Source organism: Streptomyces albipurpureus (assembly GCF_023701525.1).
Classification (GTDB): domain Bacteria; phylum Actinomycetota; class Actinomycetes; order Streptomycetales; family Streptomycetaceae; genus Streptomyces; species Streptomyces albipurpureus.
In genome coordinates this window covers 108,993-129,815 of record NZ_JAMQAW010000042.1, presented here as the reverse complement: position 1 = coordinate 129,815, position 20,823 = coordinate 108,993, and the positions used below count along the sequence as shown (strand labels likewise).

Annotated in this window: 14 protein-coding genes; all 14 read left to right on the top strand. The window is 65.5% G+C overall.

Features of this window, described 5'->3' with window-relative positions:
- The first annotated feature begins 55 nt into the window (after positions 1-55).
- The 14 genes from NBG84_RS31200 to NBG84_RS31135 all read left to right on the top strand — a co-directional run bounded on the left by NBG84_RS31200 (position 56) and on the right by NBG84_RS31135 (position 20,791).
- Complete coding sequence (locus NBG84_RS31200; RefSeq protein WP_250923031.1) at positions 56-2,245, top strand: phage tail tip lysozyme; 2,190 nt, start codon at positions 56-58, stop codon at positions 2,243-2,245.
- Positions 2,246-2,442: 197 nt separating this feature from the next.
- Entirely contained in the window at positions 2,443-3,423 is a 981-nt protein-coding gene (locus NBG84_RS31195; protein ID WP_250923030.1) for a hypothetical protein, read from the top strand.
- Entirely contained in the window at positions 3,420-4,121 is a 702-nt protein-coding gene (locus tag NBG84_RS31190) for a hypothetical protein (RefSeq protein WP_250923029.1), read from the top strand. The genes NBG84_RS31195 and NBG84_RS31190 overlap by 4 nt, the downstream gene beginning before the upstream one ends.
- Before the next feature lie 74 nt (positions 4,122-4,195).
- On the top strand, positions 4,196-4,714 hold the full coding sequence (locus NBG84_RS31185; protein ID WP_250923028.1) for a hypothetical protein: 519 nt from the start codon (positions 4,196-4,198) through the stop codon (positions 4,712-4,714).
- A 31-nt stretch (positions 4,715-4,745) separates the two neighbouring features.
- A complete protein-coding gene (locus tag NBG84_RS31180) occupies positions 4,746-4,982 on the top strand; it encodes a hypothetical protein (protein ID WP_250923027.1) in 237 nt (78 codons plus the stop codon).
- On the top strand, positions 4,979-5,740 hold the full coding sequence (locus NBG84_RS31175) for a hypothetical protein (RefSeq protein ID WP_250923026.1): 762 nt from the start codon (positions 4,979-4,981) through the stop codon (positions 5,738-5,740). The genes NBG84_RS31180 and NBG84_RS31175 overlap by 4 nt, the downstream gene beginning before the upstream one ends.
- 10 nt (positions 5,741-5,750) lie before the next feature.
- On the top strand, positions 5,751-6,272 hold the full coding sequence (locus NBG84_RS31170; RefSeq protein ID WP_250923025.1) for a hypothetical protein: 522 nt from the start codon (positions 5,751-5,753) through the stop codon (positions 6,270-6,272).
- A gap of 2 nt (positions 6,273-6,274) precedes the next feature.
- On the top strand, positions 6,275-7,330 hold the full coding sequence (locus NBG84_RS31165; RefSeq protein ID WP_250923024.1) for a hypothetical protein: 1,056 nt from the start codon (positions 6,275-6,277) through the stop codon (positions 7,328-7,330).
- Positions 7,331-7,424: 94 nt separating this feature from the next.
- Entirely contained in the window at positions 7,425-9,713 is a 2,289-nt protein-coding gene (gene mobL, locus NBG84_RS31160; protein ID WP_250923023.1) for a relaxase MobL, read from the top strand.
- Between the two features lie 135 nt (positions 9,714-9,848).
- On the top strand, positions 9,849-10,391 hold the full coding sequence (locus NBG84_RS31155; RefSeq protein WP_250923022.1) for a hypothetical protein: 543 nt from the start codon (positions 9,849-9,851) through the stop codon (positions 10,389-10,391).
- A 252-nt stretch (positions 10,392-10,643) separates the two neighbouring features.
- Complete coding sequence (locus NBG84_RS31150; protein ID WP_250923021.1) at positions 10,644-11,210, top strand: hypothetical protein; 567 nt, start codon at positions 10,644-10,646, stop codon at positions 11,208-11,210.
- 295 nt (positions 11,211-11,505) lie between these two features.
- Entirely contained in the window at positions 11,506-14,415 is a 2,910-nt protein-coding gene (locus NBG84_RS31145; RefSeq protein ID WP_345780620.1) for an AAA family ATPase, read from the top strand.
- Between the two features lie 141 nt (positions 14,416-14,556).
- Positions 14,557-16,608 (top strand): coiled-coil domain-containing protein, encoded by a 2,052-nt coding sequence (locus NBG84_RS31140; RefSeq protein ID WP_250923019.1) that lies wholly within the window; start codon positions 14,557-14,559, stop codon positions 16,606-16,608.
- Between the two features lie 136 nt (positions 16,609-16,744).
- Positions 16,745-20,791, top strand: a complete 4,047-nt coding sequence (locus tag NBG84_RS31135; RefSeq protein WP_250923018.1) for a type IV secretory system conjugative DNA transfer family protein — start codon at positions 16,745-16,747, stop codon at positions 20,789-20,791.
- Positions 20,792-20,823: the final 32 nt, after the last annotated feature.

The following is a 20,823-nucleotide window of genomic DNA, read 5'->3' as shown; positions in this document are numbered from 1 at the left end:
GTGGTGGGGAAGTGACTCAGAACGCCACCAGGATTGGGACGGAAAGGATAGCGACATGGCCAGCGACAAGCCGAGTCGAAGCCCCACGAAGGAGACGGCGAAGGATCTGCCGAGCGCGTCGGTGCGTCAGAGGATGCCCCGGCAGGGTCGCGGGACCAAGAGCCTCGGCCCGAAGGAGGGCACCGAGAGGTCCGCCGCGAGCAACGTCGGCGCGCCCAAGCACTTCCGGGGGACGGGAGCTGACTCTTCCGCTCCCTCCGGCGCGGCGAACACTGCGCCGAGGACGCCGGACGCGGCAGACATCACAGAGACCGCAGGCAAGGCGGCTGGTGCCGCGAACGCCATGTCGAAGATCAAGCAGGGCATGAACGGCGTCGCCGGGAACATGGCCGGAAGCGCGACCCAGAAGGCGATCGAGGGGGACGGCAGCAGCGCGACCCGCCGTAACGTCGGGCGTTACGCGGGGGCTGCCGTGTCCGGTGCCGTGACCGGCGCACAGGCTGGCGGGCTTCCGGGAGCTGTCGTTGGAGCGGCGACGAGCGTCGGAGTCGAGGGGGGCCAGGACGCGGTCAAGGGTGTGTCCAAGGTCACCGGCGGCGGCCCGGACGTCAAGCCTGCCGATCAGCGTGGGCTGGGTGCCGGCGGCACGGGCTACGAGCGCGGTGTGTCGAAGGACGACGGGGGCCTGGGCTCGAAGGCGGCCAAGGGCATCGCCGTCGGCGGTGGCGCGGCTGCCGCCCCGCCGGCCATCGGCTTGGTCATGGCCATGGCTCTCCTGAACTGGCTGAAGGCCATGTTCTTCGCGGCCATGGCGATGGCTATGAACGCCGGGAAGCTGCTCTGGACGCTCTTCGTCAACATCCTCAAGGCGATTGGCCACGCGATCGCTGCGCCGTTTGTGGCGATCGGCAGCTTCATAGCCAACACGGCCGGTGCGGTCTTGGGCGTCACTGTCACGGCGACGATAACCCCTGTCGCCGCAGCGATGTCTGGCATAGCCGCGGTGACGGCCACCGTGTCCCTACTGGGCACGGTCCTCAGCGGGGTCCTCAACTCGACGGCGCAGACCGAGGGCAGCATCAGCGCGAACGGGGCAGCGTGCGTCCTCAACGCAGGTAGCGTCGGCGACGGCTCCGGGGCCACCGTCCCGGCGGACATGGAGAGGAACGCCAAGGAGATCTACTCGGTGCTCAGCAGCTGGGGGATGCCGAAGGAGAACATCTCGGGCATCCTCGGTAACTGGTCACAGGAGTCCGGGATCGATCCGACGAGCGTGCAGAACTTCCCCTCGGGGACGTACGCCATGACCGCTGCCAAGACCAGCGCAGCACAGAACACGGACAACGGCATTGGTCTCGGGCAGTGGACGTTCGGCCGTAACACGCTGCTGCGCCAGTACGCGAAGAGCAAGGGAGTTGACTGGTTCACGATCAAGGCCCAGGTGGCCTTCATGGTCGATGGTGACAACCCGCGCGATGTCAGGGTCTTCAAGGACATGCTCAAGAGGTCTCAGGGTTCGCCGCGTGCGGCGGCGCTGCACTTCCACCAGAAATGGGAGCGCTCTGGCGACGGCGCGGCCGGGCTCACCGCACGAGGCGACAAGGCCGAGATGTGGTTCGGCAAGATGAGCGGCTGGTCAGTCGACAGCTCGATCGTTGGCGGCGTCGAGGACATCGTCGGCGGGATCATCGAGAACATCGCGAACGGAATTAACACAATCCTGGGCAGCTGCACTTCCAAGGGCGGTGGTTCCGTCTCGCTGAAGGACGGCGGGATGACACAGGAGGAGGCCCAGGGCCTCGTCGATCTCTTCAACAAGGAGGGCGACAAGTTCCTCGACGATCGGTACGGTCCGGACGGAGGTCCCGGCTCCTGCGGTGACAACCACGCGATGAACTGCGTGTCGTTCTCAACCTACTTCGTGAACAAGTACACAACGTTCCAGGGCTACCCGGTCGGCGACGGCAAGGAGACGGCGTTCACTATTGGGAGGGAGACCGGCAAGCAGATGTCCTCGACCCCGACGGCGTACTCGGTGGGCTCCAGCCAAGGTTCGATCCCCGCCGGTCACACTCTCGTGGTGCTCGGCGTCCAGGGCGACAAGGTCGTTCTCGGCGAGGCCGGTTACTGCGCTTACATGGGTCGGGTTCGCGTCGACAGTGCGGCGCGAATGGCGGCCGAGGGCTGGAAGTTCGTGGACATGTCGGATTCAATGCTCCCCTCCGACAAGATCAAAAGGGTCTGATGCGTTGCATCTGACCGGGGAGTGAGAAGCCGGTACCGAGTGACCTCGGTACCGGCTTCTCCATGTTCGACGCAGACCTTCAATGCCGACTCCGCTTTTCAGGCTCCCATTGAATAGATTCAGGACTCGGCCATGAATACCTGTCCGTATAGTCTTGAGTCGCTTATGAGGGCGACGTGGAGTAAGGAGTGTGTTCGGTGACAACAGTCCATGACGAGTCCGATAGCCCCGGAACCGACCAGGAGACCGGATCGATGCCCGAGGAGAAGGCCCCGGCGCCGAAGACGCGCAAGAAGGTCACCGGAGCTGAACTCGAAGAGCGCTTCGCGGACTGGGCGATCCGCCGACGCGATCGAGTCCAGGCGCGCGGCCCGGAAGACAACGCGCGTCTGATGCGACGCTGTGTGACCGCAGTGACGGGGGTCGGGATCCTCGCCCTGGTCGTCGCCACGGGTGTGGACAGCGAGAGCTTCGAGGCGAGCACGGCGGACAACGAGGCCCAGATCATCCAGCTCAAGGGGCGTCTGGACGATGCCCAGTCCCCGCCCGTGAAGGCGGACGCGGGCGCTCGGCTGTCCAAGCTCACCGAGGCGGCGGCCGCCGACGCGAAGAAGGTCGCATCCGGCGAGCAGACCTTCGCCGCGTTGTACCACCAGGCAAGTCTCCAGCCCGGGCCGAACAACGGGGCGCCGAGCCGGGCCGCGTTGGAGATCATCAAGCACCGCAGGAACATGGCCCCGCTGTTCAGCAAGAGCTCCTTTCTCGTCAGTGACAAGGAGGCGTACAGCACCTCGTCCCTGACGCCGTTCGATGCGACCACGGAGATCGATCCGCGCCACGCCTGGTACATCCGCTACGACGGCCAGAACGCAGCTGCCCCGAGCACGTACACGTGGAAGGTCGAGACGGTGACGCCCGATCTGAGCGCGAAGGACGGCTCGGTGGCGACGAACCAGGCAAAGGTCGTCTGGCTGTGCCGGGACACGAAGAGCGGTGAGGTGCTCGCCTGGGCAAGTGCGCGCTACCTGCGCAACGGGACGACGGGGGCCTTCGACCGCTTGGCGCTCGTCGTGACCGCCACTGGGGCTCGGTACGGGAACCCCGCGATCAAGGCGGCCGGGTCCGGAGTCCCCGAACTCGGCGACACGGGCCCACAGGAAGAGGGTGGGAAGCGATGACGGAGCAGTCGGCAGAGCCCGCGCGGCAGGGACCCCTCCGGCGCAACCTCGCAACCCTGGCCACGGCAGTGGCCCTCGCGGTCGTCGCGACGGTTGCCGGCGTGACCTGGAGCAGCCAGCGCGCGGCCCTGGCCGAGCAGGAAGCCCAGATCAACGATGCCGAGGGTCACCTGGCAGGCATCCAGAAGAAGAACGCCGAGCAGGTAGACGCGGACGTCATGGAAGCCCTGGGTGTCAGCCGGAACCGGCTGAGCACCGACGGTGAGCGCATCACGTCACTGCTCTCGATGGCATTCACCTGGGACTCGGGACAGAGCTACGAAGCGGCGCGCGAAAGCCTGAAGAACCGGTTCGGCCTCACCGAGAACGAGAGGTTCCTGAAGTCATTCATGCCTCCGTCGAGGTTTAACGAGGACGCTCAGGGACGGCGTTACTACTACATCAACACGGTCGGCCTGAACTCTGCCCTCGGCGCGGATCCGGGCATCGAGGTCGTCGACGTCAAAGCGGGCGTCTACACCTACGCCGTGCTGGCCGACGTCGAGGTCACCTCCGACGCGGCGTCCCAGAACAAGGCGAGCAAAGCCAGTGTCACGGCGCACCGGCGCGCGCTGCTCTTCGTCACGGTCGACGCCCAGGGCAAGGTCTCCAACCTCTCCGGCACCCCGGCAAGTGGCGAGACACGCTATTCCAATTGATCCACACCCCCTTTCGAATCACCTTGTTGATAGAGTTGCATTGATACTTGAGTGGAGCGGCGAGTTGAGGATCAATGGCATCGAGACAGGCCAGTGAGTCGAGTGGGGGCGCGGTGCGCAAGACGCGCTTCGTTGCGCCGTCCGCGTCCTCGCCGGAGGGCGCGGACACTGCTGAGCAGACGGAGCCCGCAGACGGCCTGCGCAAGCGCACCCTCGTAGCCGGCGTGAGCATGGGTGTGGGCGCGCTGCTGTGCTTCGCACTCTCCGCGGGACTCTCCGGCGGTCAGGGCGTGGTAAGCGATACATCTGCGCCGGAGATCTCTTCTCTGCAGGAGCAGATCAGGATCACCGAGGCGAAGGCGGCGGCGCTGCCGAAGGCCGACGATGCCGAGCGTGGTCTGACCTCGGCCCTGACTGCGGCTGGTCAGGTCGCGGAGCTGCAGAACGACTACCGCTACCTGACTCCCAGAGTCGCGGCGGATGGCGGGAAGCTCGACACGGCGACGTCTGATTCGACGCTGCGCAACCTCATCCACTACTTCGCCCTCGGTGCACCAGGCGGACCTGGGGCCGTGGTACCTGCTCGCCAGTGACAAGGGCGTGGCGTCTGGTGTCGGGATCCCGATGAGCTTCAACTCCGGCTTTGAGTGGATCACCCAGGTGCCCTACCTGGTCAACGACGACAGCACCGTCACGGTGACCTGGCTGGCGATGGAGACCAGAACGGGTGCGGGCGAGAAACCGGCGGTGCTGGCCTGGGCCCGCGCCGATTTCGGCCTGGTCCGGAAGGCGTTCGTGAGCATCCAGACCGGCACGACGGCCACCGGCGAGGCCCTGAAGCAGGAGGTGAAGACACCGTGAACGAGGAGATCAAGGACAAGCTGCGCCAGCACGCCGGGAAGATCCTGCTCGGCGGCACCGGGGCGCTACTCGCGCTCTCGGTGTTCACGCTCGCCTCCGGTCTGCTCAGCAACGGACCGGCCGCGACGGGCACCCAGGCCTACGCACTGGTCCAGAAGCTCGAAGGCAACCTCGGCAACGCCAAGACCAAGCTGGCGACGCAACACGCGGCGCTGCTGGCCCAGCTGCCGGGAATGGACATCGAGAGGGTGAACCGTGACAGGGCGACGGGGCGGTCTCTTCTGCTCAGTCTCACCGGCAGCTCGGCGTCGACCCGGGCCGTCAAGGAGCAGCAGGTTCTGCTCGACGCGCGCTACGGCTTCCTCGACCACGAGTCCCGGGTGCTCACCGAGTTTGTGCCGGGGTGGATGACGGTGACGGGAGCCACGAAGGGCGCCGGGACGACGTACACGCTTGGAGATCTGGACATCAATGTGAGTCGGGTGCAGGGCCTGAACTACTCGTACACGGGAGTGGCCCGGCTCGATCCGGTCCGCGTTGGCCCGGCTCAGAACAGCGCCGCCAGGGGCGAGTTCGCGGTCTTCACCTACTCCACCTCTCAGGACGGCACGGTGACGTCGCTGGACGTCTATCTGGCCTCCAGCAGAACCCGCGATGCCCTCGCTGCCGCAGCGAGGAACGGCCACCCCCAAGCCGACCGGGTGAGCGGAGCGCCCGCCGCTTCAGCACGCAACCCAGAAGACCCCGACGAGACGTAAGGACACGAACATGTCGACCCATGCCTTGGAGAAGACCGAGACGACCGCCCCGAGCAGCCCGGCCACGACGGCGAAGAAGACCACGGCGAAGGCCGTGAAGAAGCAGAAGGACTCGAAGCTGCGCAACGGATGGCGGCGTCTGGCCCCGAAGAAGGAAGCCGGCGGGTTCCCCGTCGTGGTGTGGGCGGGCTTCTTCCGGGCCATCGTCCTTCTCGCCGACTACCTGCTGGCGTTCGTCACGGCCGTGGTCATCATCCCGCTGCTGGGAGCGTGGCTGCACCAGCAGTCGGGGGCCTCCCGGGGTGCGCTCAGCGCTGACGGAACCGTCGCCATGTGGCTGATGCCGCTCCTCTTCCTGGTCGCACTGCTAGCCGCGGGCGAGATCGTCGTCATGCGGGCCATGTGGCGCTGGGCAACGCGGATGATCGCGAAGATCCGGGACGCCCGGGGAGAGGTGACCGGGGCCGTCGTCACACCGAAGTTCGGGGCGAGGCCCACCAACCAGAGCAAGGCCAACCGCAAAAGGAGCTAATGATGCGCACCGCAGGACTGACGATGAACGACGCATGGGCCCACCGTGTCCTGCGTGAACGGGGGGTGGAGACGTACCGGCTGGAGGGGGTGACCGCCGAGCTCGGCGTCATGGTCGAATCGATCGAACTCAGGCACCGCAGCAAGGAGGAGAACTACCGCCCGTATCTTCACATGACGGGCGAACTCCGCTCAGTCACCCCGGCCAAGGCGCTACCGCTCGGCATCTCCCAGGTGACCTACTCCCTGGGTCAGGGCGAGAAGGTGGACGCCTTCTACGAGTTCGATGACCAGCAGTTGGCCGTGCTCGTCAGTAAGGGCTACTTCACGAGCGGCTTCGCAGTACCCGAGCAGGTCACTGGGATCGAGTGGGAGTTGCCGGCCACGGCGGACATGCTCGTGCTCGCTCCGTCGGGGGCGCAGACCGAAGGCGATGCGCCCGTGGTCTTCACCCAGGTCCACCGTATCGGGGGCTTGGAGATCGATCTCGAGTCCAGCGGCTACGACCTCGCCGGCTACTTCGCCGACCACCCCAGGAACGGCGTCCCGCGGACCGAGACTGTGGTCGATGCACGCGGACTGAAGGAGCGCTCGGACGCGATCAACACGCTGTTCACCGAAGACGAGCTGGGCCTGGACACCGACGTCGAGCAGATCGTCGGGACACCTGTGCCCGAGGTAGCCCCGGTCGACGCCGGCATGAGTGCTCGCCTGCAGCAGATCGAGGCGGAGATCGCCGCCGAACGGGAGCAGTACCAGACCGAGCGGGCGAGCACTGAGGGCACCACGGAGAACCTCTACCGGAAGCGCGTGGCTGCACCACTGCGCAGCGCCGAAGCTCAGCAGGAGATGCAGCTCGCTCCCCCAGTGCAAGTCCGTGAGGCGCAGCGGGTCCGGAACATGGATCTCGACCTGGAGCTGGAGGAGCGGGAGCAAGAGACCCGTCGACGTGAGGCCGGGCCCGTCCCGAGCATGGACAAGCGCAAGCGTCAGGTGGCCCAGCATGCGGCCGATCTGGACCTCGGTGAGGACGACGGCGAGCAGAGCCTGAGTTCCTGAGGTCCAATCAGGCATCACGCACACGGCCCCGGTTGCTGGCGGACGGCAGCCGGGGCCGTAGTGCACGGGTACCGAGACAGGAAGGAGAGCGACAATGAGCCTGAAGCAGGGCATCGTAATCGTGAATGAGTTCAGCGTGCCGCTGCCCGGCAGCAAGGGCTCGCGCGGCGCGACGCCGGGCGACTACGTCACCCGGTACATGGCCCGCGATCAGGCGACGGAGTCACTGGCTCCGATCCGGCGCCTGCGCACCGACGACTTCAATCTGCGCTACATGGCGCGGGGGTCAGCCGTCGAGCGCGCCGGTGTCTCGCGGGGCGCGGCGAAGCGTGAGATGCGCCAGGCCCAGGGCAAAGGGGGCGTGGCTTTCGGCTACGGCTCGGTCTCACTCTCCGACGAGCAGCTCACGGCGGCCAGCAAGGACATCCAGCACTACTTCGACGCCGGGCACACCGTACTGAAGACCGTGTTGTCCTTCGACGAGGAGTACCTGCGGAAGCGCAAGATCGTCGACCAGGACTTCCACTGCGAAGCCCGCGGTGACTACCGCGGGCATATCGATCAGATGAAGCTGCGCATGGCGATCATGCACGGCCTGGACCGCATGAGCTCGGGCACCGGCGGTTTCGACGACCTGCGCTACGTCGGGGTCATCCAGGTCGATACCGAGCACGTGCACTGCCACCTGGCGATGGTCGACTGCGGCCGGGGTCGGGTGACGAAGAACGGCACACAGCGCGGAAAGCTGCTGGACCGGCACAAGTCCCGGCTTCGCCGCGGCGTCGATGCCTGGCTCGACGAGAAGCAGGCGGTGGCTCACCTCTCCAGTGCCGTCGGTTACGAGCGGCGCAACGTCACCACTTTCGTCAAGCGGTGGGCACACGAGCGGATCCGTGCCGAGTCTCTGCCGCAGTTCGTGCTCGCCTGCCTGCCGGCGGACCGGACGCTGTGGCGCGCCGGCTCGAACGACGCTCGTATGCGCAAGGCGAACGAGTTGGTGACCGAGCTCGTGAAGGAGCAGCTCGAACGTGCCGGGTCCCCGATGCCGGAGGCCATGGAGCGAGTCGTGGACTACGCCAACGAGCGCCGGGCGAAGGAGTCACTGGGCACGGGGGAATGGCAGAAGCTGGTCGAGCGGGGACGCGTACAGATCATGGAGCGCGCCGTCAACGGTGTCTACCAGATGCTGAGGGCCATACCGGAGTCGGAACTGCGCGTACGCACGCCGATGCTCGACGTCATGGGGATGGACTATCAGCAGATGGCGGCCCTGGCGGCGGATCGGCAGGTGGACGACGAGGACGCGGAAGCAGGTCTGGTCTCCTTCGGCTTCCGGCTGCGCAGCTACACCTCACGCCTGCGGCACCACCGGGAGAAGGTCTGGGTCTACCGCGACCTCGCGCAGCAGTGGGAACGGGCCGAGAAGGCCGGCGTGGCCGCTGAGGACTCGCGCCCGCTCTACGACTTCTACCGCTTCGAGGAGGACTACCACCGGCGGTTGACGAGCAAGTACAGGCGATTCCTGCCCATCCTCGGCGACGCAGGCCAGTGGTACGAGCAGCAGCAGGATGTGGCGGCCTACGGCCAGCGGCTGCTTTCGCTCATGGCGCTGCGCGAGGGCACCTCCCTGCAGGGGATGAGGGACCAGGAGGAAGCCGAGAGCCTGGGCCGGACAATCTACGATCAACCCGGCGGCCAGCTCCTGACCGGGGGCGCGCACGGCCGGGCGGTGCTGGACGCACGCATCCGGACGATGAAGCAGTCCTACGACCGGAAGCTGGACGACCTGCGGGCCGAGCTCGCTTCCTCCGGCCTGGTGCTGCGCGTGGAGTCGCCCGCCGGGAATCCGGCGGGCACGGATACCGACGTGGTCTGCACGGACTTCGAGATTGTTGCCGGTGCCGCGGATGACTTCGGCGAGGTCAAGGCCCTGGACCTGCACCACCTGGGCTACGACTTCGCCACCGACGTCGAGATCGGATCACGCGCACGCCAGAACTTCGTCGAGACGACCCGGGACCGCCGACGGCTGTTGCTGGCGGCGATGGACTACTTGGACGAGTCCGGCCAGGCCGAGGCGATTGCCGACCTGCCGGTGGACGATGTCGCGGCGATGACACGGGTCTCCCGGGAGCTGACAACTCAGCTAACGGACAGGGGATTTGGCCGGCTCGTGTTGCGCTCCCGGATCGCGGAGCTGCGCGTCGAGCGCGGGCGGGCCGAGCGGCTGCGTCGGTCCGAGGCTCCGTCGTTGGACGCTGGTCTCGTCGTGCGGGTGCAGGCCCAGGTCGATCAGGCGGTGACCACAATGGACGCCGAAATGGGATTCGACTCGTACCCTCTCCCTATCTCGACCGACTCCGAACATGACCAGAAAGACTAGTTAAAGACTTGTCGAATGTCCTATCGCAGCATTAGCGTAAGGAGCGTTCGACGGGGAATCGACTCCCTGTCCGGACGATGTGACTGGTCACTGCCGACTTGTCAGAGGGCAGTCGGAGCAAATGAGGGAGAGATCATGGCACATCTCAAGGGCAAGGGCGCGATGACCGGAGTCAACCTCATCGCGAAGGTCTACAAGAACGGCGTCACCAAGGACAGCAAGTCCCAGTACGCCGACGTCCAGCTCGACGCTCGAGATCCGCGCGGCCCGGCGCAGACGAACCTGCACCTGAAGTCCGATCGGATTCAGGGCGAGAACGGCAAGGTCCACTACAACAACGGCGCTCCGTACTCCACCCGCCAGATGGAGGAGATCGCCAAGGCCGCGGGACCGAACACCGAGCCGATCCTGGACAAGAGCGGCAACGAGGTCGGCACCGTCTACGGCTTCAAGAGCAACGTGATGCCCGCGACACGTGGCACCGGCCTGGTGGTCAACACCAAGTCCGTCGAGGCCTCTGAGTTCAAGGTCGACAACAAGACACTGGACAACCAGTTCGCGTCCATGCGCGCCGCCCACGAGGTACAGGCCGCGGCCAAGGAGTCGCAGGCTCAGGCCGCGGCTGTCGATGCCGAGCAGGAGCAAGCAGTCGAGGTCGACGAGCCGGCGGTCGGCTGAGGCTGAGTCAAGCCTCGTCTGAAAATGCCGATGGCCGTCCCTATTCGGGTAGGAACGGCCACCACTGACTCACCCGAGTCACTACACCACCAGCACTGGAACCCAAACCAATCACTGGGGTGCTCCTGCAGGCGCGTGCTACCGCGCCGTGCTCAGAATAGTCATGTCCGGGATCAACTGGAGTCCAGCTCCAGGGTTCGGCTGACTGTCCGACAACGCCGGGGCCTCCGCTTCATCCAGGGGGATCCCTCCATGAATCCTGTGTTCCAATCATTCCTGCCCCGCCGACGGGCCCGTCGGCTGAGCGCCGGCTTGCTGACCGTCGTCGCGGTAGCCGGCACGATGGTCCTGGCATCGCCAGCCAATGCGGCCTCCTACAAGTGCAAGACCTCCGCCAAGTCGATCGACACCGCGAGCTACAGCGGTCCCTGGGCTGACCAGTGGGACGTCAAGACGACTCTGTGCGCCAAGCGTTCGGGTTCGTACGTTTACGCCTACGCCAAGGTCTCGTGGGACGGTCCCCTCTTCGGGACGCTCGACGACAGCCACATCTTCGACTCGGCGCGCTTCCGGCTCCAGGTCAAGAAGTCCCAGTCCGGAACGGATCCGGTCAAGACGTCGAAGGACTTCTACGGCATCGAGGGACAGCTGGAGAACTCGAACGGTTGGGGCAACTACGACGGTTCGTACACCACCGGCAGCATCAAGTGGAAGGCCGGCAGGGCCAAGGGGCTCGCGGACGGTGTTCTGCAGCTCGACTGGCGTAAGTGCTGCGGTGGGTACCACAGCCACAACTTCACGACCTCGCCGGTCGTCTAATTCGGTCGGTTCCGCCCGCCTGAGCACACTGCATGGTGCGGTTGCGCAGAAGGCCACCGATTCAGAGGGCGCCGTCAATCCCCGGACGGCGCCCTCTTCCCCTCAGTGAAGCACCGGATCTTGTGACCTGAAGACCGCGCAGTGCGGGGCCGACAAAGGCCTCGGTCCCGCGAGCCCGAGTACGGAGGGTGAGCGACAGCAACCAGAGCACGTCACGAGAGGCGCCGGAGCCCATGCTGCGGCCTCTCGCTTTTCCTTGTCATATCTGCGGTCCAGTGGAGAGGTTCTGCACGGCATGTTTCACAAGGCACAGCTCAACGAGCGCTACCGGCTCCTGTCCACGCTCTCGGAGCCGCTGAAGAGGGCCGAGCGCGACATCGTCGGTCGCGAGCACGAGACAACACAGCTACTGGCCTCGATGAGCCGTCCCGAGCTGTGCAACGCGCTTCTGCTGGCCGAAGCCGGCACGGGCAAAACGGCTCTGGTCCAGGCCACGATGCTGGTCGACAAGGACCGCCTCTACCTCGAAGTGGATCCGGCGCGCATGGTCTCCGCGGCGGGCAGTGCCGAGAACATGGCCGCGATACTCAAGGGCTTCTTCGACGAGGCCGAGGACTTCGTCAAGGATCAGAATCTCGAACTGGTCCTCTTCATCGACGAGTTCCACCAGATCGTCCAGCTCTCCGACGCCGCCGTCGAAGCGATCAAGCCCGTTCTGGCCGCCTCGGGAACCCGCGGCATCAGGATCATCGCAGCCACGACCTATGAGGAGTTCCACAAGCACATCTCGCCGAACCAGCCGCTCGTCGAGCGCCTGCAGCGCATCAACATCAACCCGCCGGACCAGGCAACGACCATCAAGATCCTTCAGGGCATGGCCGAACGGTACGGGGTGGCCGCCGAGTTCTACGACGACCACATCTTCCGCCAGATCTACGAGTACACCCAGCGCTACATGCCGTCCAGCGCCCAGCCGCGCAAGTCCATTCTCGTACTCGACTCCATGGTCGGCTGGCATCGCCTGACGCATCGGCCGATGGACCGGCACCTGCTCTCGGACGTGCTCATGGAGACCCTGAACGTCAACGTGGCCTTCAAGGTCGACGGCGCGAAGATCAAGAAGCAGCTGGACGAGGAGGTGTTCAGCCAGGACTGGGCAACCAGCGCGGTGGCACGTCGCCTGCAGCTGTCGGTGGCGGACCTCAACGACAAGGGCAAGCCAATGGCGAGCCTGCTGTTCACGGGCTCCACAGGAACGGGGAAATTCTGCATCGACTCGACCAAGGTTCCTGTCTACTCGAGCGACGGCGAGACCACTTGGAAGCTGCACGGCGACCTGGCCCCGGGCGACAGAGTATTCGGTCGCCAAGGTCGCCCGGTCGAGGTGCTTGGACACTTCCCGCAGGGCATGCAGAACGTCTACCGGGTCACGCTCTGGGACGGCCGGACTCTCGACGTTGGAGGACCGCACTTGTGGACGGTCTACACAGCCACGCAGCGGTCGAAGAAGCATGCGGGCAAGGACGTCGCGCCGATGGTGCTGAGCACGCAGGAAATGGTCGAGCGTGGCGTCGCGTGGACCTACCCCGGCGACTCTCGGGAGCATCTGAAGTTCTTCATCCCGGCGAATGGACCAGTGCACTGGCCGGAGCAGGACTTCGACGTCGACCCGTACGTCTTGGGCGTCCTCATCGGCAACGGGTGCCTCACTGAGACGCAGCTGACGCTCTCGTCTGACGGGGACGACGCCGACCACACCGTGTGGATGGTGGGCGAATGGCTGGGATCGGCTCCGAAGTCGTACGGGCACAGCTACAGCTGGGTCTTCCCTCTCGGCGTCGGCTCGGTGGAGGACCGCCGCGATTCGCTGTACCAGACGAAGTACGTGCTTGCCTCGGTTCCCGATCTGATTGGTGCGCGCTCGGCGGAGCGCCGCATCCCGGAGAGGTACAAACACGGATCGGTACAGCAGCGGTGGGCACTGGTGCGGGGCCTTTTCGACACCGACGGATCAATCGGCGGCTCGAACGACCGCTTCAACGTCTCGTACTCAACGTTTTCCAAGGGGCTCGCGGAGGACCTCAGGGAGGTGTTGTTCTCGCTCGGCGTCTCGAACACGGTCAAATCGTGGACACGCACGAGGGAGGGCGGGCGCGAACTAACCGAGTACGACGTGCACGTGAAGGTGGGCAACGAGGTCAAGGCCCGGTTCTTCTCCCTCCCCCGGAAGCACGAAATCGCACGGCGCGCGGTCATCGAGACCGCGGGTCGTAGGCGCGTGAAGAGGTTCGACATGGTCGGCATCGCGTCAATCGAGAAGCTGCCGAAGCAGCAGAGCTCGTCGTGCATCTACATCAACGACGAGGAACACCTCTACCAGGCTGGCCAGTTCGTGGTCACGCACAACACGGAGCTCACGAAGCAGCTGGCGAAGCTGCTGTTCGGCGACGACCAGCGGCACCTGATCCGGTTCGACATGACGGAGTACGCCGAGGACTCGTCGTTCGCGGCCTTCCGCTCCGAGCTCACCAAGCGTGTGTGGGACCTCTCCCACGCCGTGCTGCTTTTCGACGAGGTCGAGAAGGCCTCGGCGATGGTCACACGCGTGCTGCTGCAGGTGCTCGACGACGGCCGGCTCAACGACGACAACAACCGCGAAGTGAGCTTCCTCAACACGTACATCGTTCTGACGACGAACGCCGGCTCGGAGATCTACAAAAGCATCTCGCAGTACGCCGCCGACGACACCGGCTCGGGCAAGCAGCTGATGGAGTACGAGAAACTCATCCGCCGCTCAATCTCCTCGACTACGGGCGACAACCGGTTCCCGCCCGAGCTGCTGGGCCGTATCGACGCGATCGTGCCCTTTCAGCCGCTGTCACTGCCGACGCAGCAGAGGATCGTGCGGAAGAAGCTGCGCCAGATGGTGCAGGAGGTGTTCGTCAAGCACAACGTGCGGGTCGACGTCGATCCGAGGGTCCTGCAGTACCTCATCGAGGACAAGGGCGACACCGACTCCGATGCCGGTGGCGCACGTGCGGCCGTGTCGAAGCTGACCGACGAGGTCACCACCACGGTGGCGACGGTCCTCAACGAGCACCCAACGCAGCGACGGATCCGCATCGACGTCGTCGGCGACCTGGTCAGCGACGACAAGAACCTGCTGAGTTCCGACGCCTACGTCGAGGTCAGCGCCGTGCGATGAGTCAGCCGAGGACACCGGCAACCACTTGACCGATGAGTCGATAGCCCATTCATGCCCTTTAGTTGCCTACATCGATAGGGCGGCGATAGGGTACTCATAAATCAGGCGGGCTGTGTTCTTTAAGCGAAGGGGTCGGCATCAATGGGCATTCTGGGAACGGCATCGGTCCGCCAGGGAAAGGTGCGCAAGAAGAAGCCCGACGAGCTTCTGGCCTCCGTGGTGAGAGAGACGGCGATCCCGGCTGCAGTCGAGCTGCTGCGGTCGAACACTCCGTTCGTCCTTCCCAGCGGTACAGCCTGGGTGATGCTCGTCCTCGCAGCCGACGACATCGGCGGCTTGAGCAAGCGGCACGGCCGGGACGAGGCGAAGGGCTCGATCATCGAGCTCATCAGCTCCGACCAGATCCGCACGGTGGCCACGGCGGAGATGATCGAAGAGGAGGTCTTCGGCATCATCCCCACCGGCGGGACCCTCGAGCGCGTGGAGGAGTACGGGCTGCTCACCGGCGCCGCCTACACCTGGGCCGTCGTGTGGCAGAAGCCCAGCGGCGATCTCCTCGTCGATCTGGTGAACGATGCGACCTTCGCGCAGGCCCGCTCTGTCATCGCGGGCACCACGAGTCTCGAAGAGGCCCTGGGTGAGAAGGCGTGGGCGGAGCACAGCGGCCTGGTCGTCGAGGCCGGCGCCACCGGCCCTGCCCCCGCGGTCCTCGGGGAGGACGCGGGGGATGCGATCTCCGACGAGATCCCCAGTGACGAGGGGGCTGGCGAGAGCCTTGACGACGAGCCGCTCTTCAGCGACGTCGTCGATGAGGGGGCGGACACGCCCGTGTTCGACCAGGACGACGCGGGCTTCGCGCCGGTCGAGTCGGGGCCGGACTACGACGGCGACGAGGTGGTCGGCTACGAGGGTTTCGACGAGACCGACGCCGGCTACGGCATCGAGGGTGACTACCAGGAGGCCGACGGCACTGTGCTGCCAACCGACCAGGCCCAGGTGCGCGACGTCATCGCCCGCCGGTTCCTCTCCGAGGAGCTGAACCTGGATGTCCGGCTCGATGAGTTCAACGCGACCTTCGCCATCGGCGCACCGGTCGTGCAGATCGCTGTGCCCGAGGGCGCGACGGAGTGGCTCGGGGACCAGGTCGCTCAGCTCAACAGGCAGGCGAACGCCGACCTGACGCAGCTCCGTTCCGCGCACGAGGACGAGCTGCGGGCGCTCTACGTCAACCTCATGTCGGCGCACACCGAGCAGGTCATCCGCGATGTGGCCACCGACCGTGCCGGCTCCCGGTACAAACTGCTGAAGGACGCCGCCGAGGCCGAGCACCAGCAGCGGCAGGCGGAGAAGGACGAGAAGATCCGGGCCCGCCGGGCGGAGATCGCCAAGGACTACGAGTCACAGGCCTCCAAGGTGGCCCAGCAGGCGGCGCTCTCGGCGGAACTGCAGTACAAGGAGCGCAACCGCCCGAAGATGGAGCGCGAGCAGATCGACTCCGTCGCCGTGATCGAACGGGACATCGAGGATACCCACGCGCACAACCAGCAGGAGATCCTACGTGTCCGGCGTTCGGACGCGACGCTGAAGATGCAGACCGGGCAGACGCGGGTCTTCGAGGTACTGGCCGAGCGCCAGTCGGGGTACCTGGCGGCCGAGGAAGGGCGACTGAACCAGTGGAAGTCCGAGATCCAGCGGATCGTCGACGACAACCGCAAGGCCGACATCGCCCAGTCCGAGACGCTGGCCGAGCACCTGCGGACGAAGGACGAGATCGGCGTCCTGCGCCGGGAGCAGCAGGGCCTCCTGGAGTCGGTGCGCGCTGAGCACGCCGACCGGATTCGCCGGATGGAGGAAGAGCTCGAACGCAGCCGCACGGACGCCATCACGCAGATGACGGCTCGGGACACCGAGTGGCAGCACAACCTCGACCTGGAGAAGCAGAAAACCAGTTCCCAGCTGGCGCGGGCCACCGACCTGCTCCAGCAGCTGTCGACGGTCGAGGAATCCGTGGCCAAGCGGTATGAGCTGCGCCTGGGCGAAATGCGGGACGACAAGGACTCCTACGCCAACGAGCTGGCACGGGCCTCCGAGATGCAGAGCCGCTCGAACAAGATCCTCGTCGTCATGATCGTCACGCTCTCGCTCCTGATGAGCGTGAGCGGCTTCATCGTCGGGGTGGTCGTGACCCGTTGAGCGGTCTGGTCATGACCGACGGGGTGATCTTACGGCGCATGGGGCGCGTTCCCCATGCGCCGTCGGCGTCTGCGCAGGCAGGCGCATTGGACGGCAGGAAAGCAGAACGGGCGAGACCCGAGAGGAAGGGATCACGATGGCCACGAACAGGCGGAAGGCGGCGCGGCCTGAGGCGAGCAGCTGGGACAAGATCTCCGCGCGGTCGCCCGGCGAGACGCTGACGAACCGAGACGTCTACGACAACCAGCAGCTCGACCGCAGCAAGTTCTCGACCCTGAGGTCGGCCAGACCGGGCATCGTCGTCGCGGTGATCGCCGGCGTGCTGGTGACGGTCGTCGTCTGGGTCCTCTACTCGCTCATCGCCACGGTGGTGCTCTCGGCGGGAGCGTCCGCGGGTTCGGGCAGGCCGGGCAGCAGCACCGGCACGCCGAGCGCGTACTACGTGCAGGACACCACGACCGGTGCGGGGGGCTCGGTCGTGAAGTGCTACCGACCTCTGGCCAAGGACGGCAACCCGGACGTGAAGGCAGGGTGTTATCCCAGCGCCGAGGCTGTCCCGGTTCCCCGCTGGTACACCGCAGCGAAGGATGGCAGGCCCGGCGCCGAGAGGCCGTCTGAGCCCAAGGAGCGCTCGACGACTGTCGGCGAGCAGCTGGCAGACGTCTCGGGGTTCAAGCTCTTCATCACGCTCGGCTCGGGTCTGATGGTCGGCCTCATCATCGGCACGTGGTTCTCGCGGAAGGTCGCCGCGGCGAACCTGATGAACGACACGAGCGACATCAACCAGTACCACAACGACCAGCACATCGCCCTGCCGGAAGAGATCCAGCAGAGCTACGACTGGTTCCCCGATGCCGGTGCTCACTCGAGCGTGCAGGTCAGCTCGATGCTCAGCCACATGATGCTCAAGAAGAAGGGCCTGGGCACCGTCGAGGTCGCCCAGCGCGCCGAGAAGGACGTCATCGACGAGAAGGGGAACCTCGTCTACTACGCCGGCGAGGTCATGGACGACGACGAGGGTAGTCCGCGGACGCAGACCCTGCCGATCATCGACGAGGACTTCGGCGACGAGCTGTTCGAGGCATCCGGACTCCCCAAGGACAAGGGTCTGCGTCAGAAGTACGACACCAAGCTGATCCCGTACAACCCTGACGGCCAGAACCGGGACAAGCTCGGCTTCGGGTCGGACAGGTACAAGACCGTCGCTGACCTGATCAAGGAGGACTGGACGTTCCCGGCGTACGAGGTCCAGCGCCCGGCCGGGGCGTACGTGGTCGATACGGCGCCGGTGAACACCATGGTGCTGGCCATCACCCGGGCCGGTAAGGGCCAGACGTACATCGAGCCGGTCATCGACATGTGGTCGCGGGAGAAGAAGCCTTCGAACATGGTCATCAACGACCCCAAGGGCGAACTGTTGGTGAAGAGCTACGTGCCTCTGGTCACCCGCGGGTTCGAGCCGGTGCAGTTCAATCTGGTCAACTCCATGAAGACCGACATCTACAACATCCTGGGGCTGGCGGCCGACGCGGCGCGTGAGGGCAACTTCACCAAGTGCGCACTGTACGTGGAGAACATCGCCGGGATCTTCTTTCCGCTCGACGGCGGCGAGGACCCGGTCTGGCCCAATGCCGCCAACAACGCCTTCAAGCGCGCGGCCTACGGACTCATCGACTTCTATCTGGAGGAGGAGCGGGAACTGCGCAGCGCCGCGGCCGTGCTGAACATGGACTTGGCCCTGGTGGAGCAGAAGCTCGATGACCTCTGGGGCAAGGTCACCCTCTACAACTGCTACCAGCTCTTCGTGCAGATGAGCTCCAAGAAGATCAAGAACCCTGAGGCCGAACTGGAGAAGCGGGTCAAAGCCGGCGAGTTCGAGAACGACGAGGACGCTCTGTCCGAGGAGCAGGAGAAGGCGGCGGCCCAGGCCTTCATGTGGGAGGGCAAGGCTGACCAGGACATGCTCAGCCTGTACTTCAACGCGAGCGAGGAGCTGCCCCGCAACAACATGCGCACGCTGGTGGGCAACGCCCACAACGCGCTGCGGTCGATGGCCGGGGCGGAGAAGATGCTGGCCTCGGTGTACGGCATCGCGATCACCGCCATGTCGTTCTTCACCGACCCCACGATCTCGACGCTGACCTCGGGCAAGCCGTCGCAGAACACCGACCTGGCCGGCCTGAGCTTCCCGCGCCGCCTCGGCGTGCGTTTCGCGCCGAACTACGTCACGCGCGACCACCTCGTCGGTCAGCAGGCCGTGTGGTCGGCCTATGCGGACCCGTTGTTCACCGAGAACCTGGGCGAGGACTTCACGCACGAGGAGATCGTCGGGCGTGAGGGCTGGGCGCGGTACGTCTTCAAGGGCAAGTTCCCCGACGACGAGGCCTGGCTCAAACTGGAGCTGGTCAACCCGCAGACGAAGATGCTGGTACGCACCTTCTACTTCAGCTTCACGAAGAACTACCGGCTCTCGCTCAACGGCCGCCACTACGTGGTCGAGCCGGTGACGGGCAAGAAGATCGTGAAGAACGGTGTGCTGCGTGAGCTCAAGCGCGTACGCGAGGGCGGCACCCGGGACGGGAGCATCCTCTCCTTCCAGCCCGGGGACACGCTCTACCCGGACACACGGCTGGACTTCTCCGGCGGCGGCAACCCGGAGAAGGTCTCGTACCAGGTACGGGTGATCACGCAGACACTGGCGCGCTACTCGGAGTCCCCGAAGGCTCTGTTCCTGGTGACTCCGCCGCACCTGATGAAGTACGCGAAGCTGATCCTGATCCTGGTCAAGCAGCTGTTCGACGTGAGCGCCGACCAGGCGTACATGACGAAGTCGAACCAGAAGCCTCTCTACCGCACGCGGTTCATGCTCGACGAACTCGGCAACCTGCAGTCGGAGGGCAAGGGCATCGACGGCTTCGAGACGATGCTGAGCATCGGTCTCGGGCAGGAGCAGCAGTTCACGCTCATCCTGCAGACCTTGCAGCAGCTGCGCGACGTCTACGGCGAATCGGTCGACAAGATCGTGCAGGGCAACACCTCAAACATCGTGTTCCTGAAGTCCACGGACGACTCGATGATCGAGACGCTGGAGAAGATGAGCGGCAAGACACACCGGTCGTACAGGGACAGCAAGCAGATCAGCCAGGATCTCGACAAGATCATCGGCGGCAAGACCGAGGGCCGGGTCTCCTACACGATGAGCACCAAGGAGGAGCCGCTGATCAGCTACAACGACATGGCGTTCCTCGCGCCGCGCAACTCGATCGTCTTCCGGGCCGGCGACGCGCCGATCTGGAACCGCAACCAGACGATCCTGCCGATGTCGTTCCGGCTGCTGGGGAACACGATCAAGCACCCCGGGCACACGTACTCGCTGCAGACGATCCCGACACTGTCCAGTGCCATGGACTTCGACGTACGGATGAACCAGCCGGACTTCGTGAAGATGCTGGAGAAGCGCATGCGGCAGGCGGTCAGGGCCGCGGACGCGAATGCGCAGTACAAGGAGATCTACGGCTACCGGGAGGTCGACATCGCGCGCCTGGACCCGGATGTCTACGCCGACGAAGTCATGGAGGTCATCACCACGATGACCACGGTCGACGAAGGCCAGGATCCCAACGCCCCGGTGATCGTCGACCCCGACGAGTACGCCGGGATGAGCATGTTCGACGAGGACCAGTTCATCGAGAACGTCGAGGTCGGAGTCGCGGTCGCCGAGAGCCGGGCGGCCAGCGTCGAGCGGCAGCGTCTGCTCTACGCCGAGGGAACCATCAGCAAGGAGATGCTGGTCAACCCCGACGGCTCGGCGAAGGTCAAGAGCCTGGACATCGAAATCGGTGAGGCCTACAAGTCGGCGCAGACCGAGCTGGAACAGGATCACGGGCACTTCTCGGTCGGCGGCGACGGTGAGCTGCGCAGCGCCGATGGGTCCCGGACGTACATCAGCCGGATCCGCTCGGACGCGTACGCCCGTGCGGCCCGCCGGATCAACGGTCATGTGAACGACGTGGATTCGCGGGTGTTCGCCGAGGAGGACGTCACCGAGCAGGACCTGAAGTCGTTGGTGACGGTGAGGGTCCACTCGGCCTTCTACCAGTACCTGGCCTCGCTGCCGAGCTGGGAGGTGCTGGCCGACGGCCGGTTCGACCGGGCCATGGCCATCGAGATGAACGCGAAGTAGCCGGCGCCCCCTTGGGGTGCCAGGCGAGGATC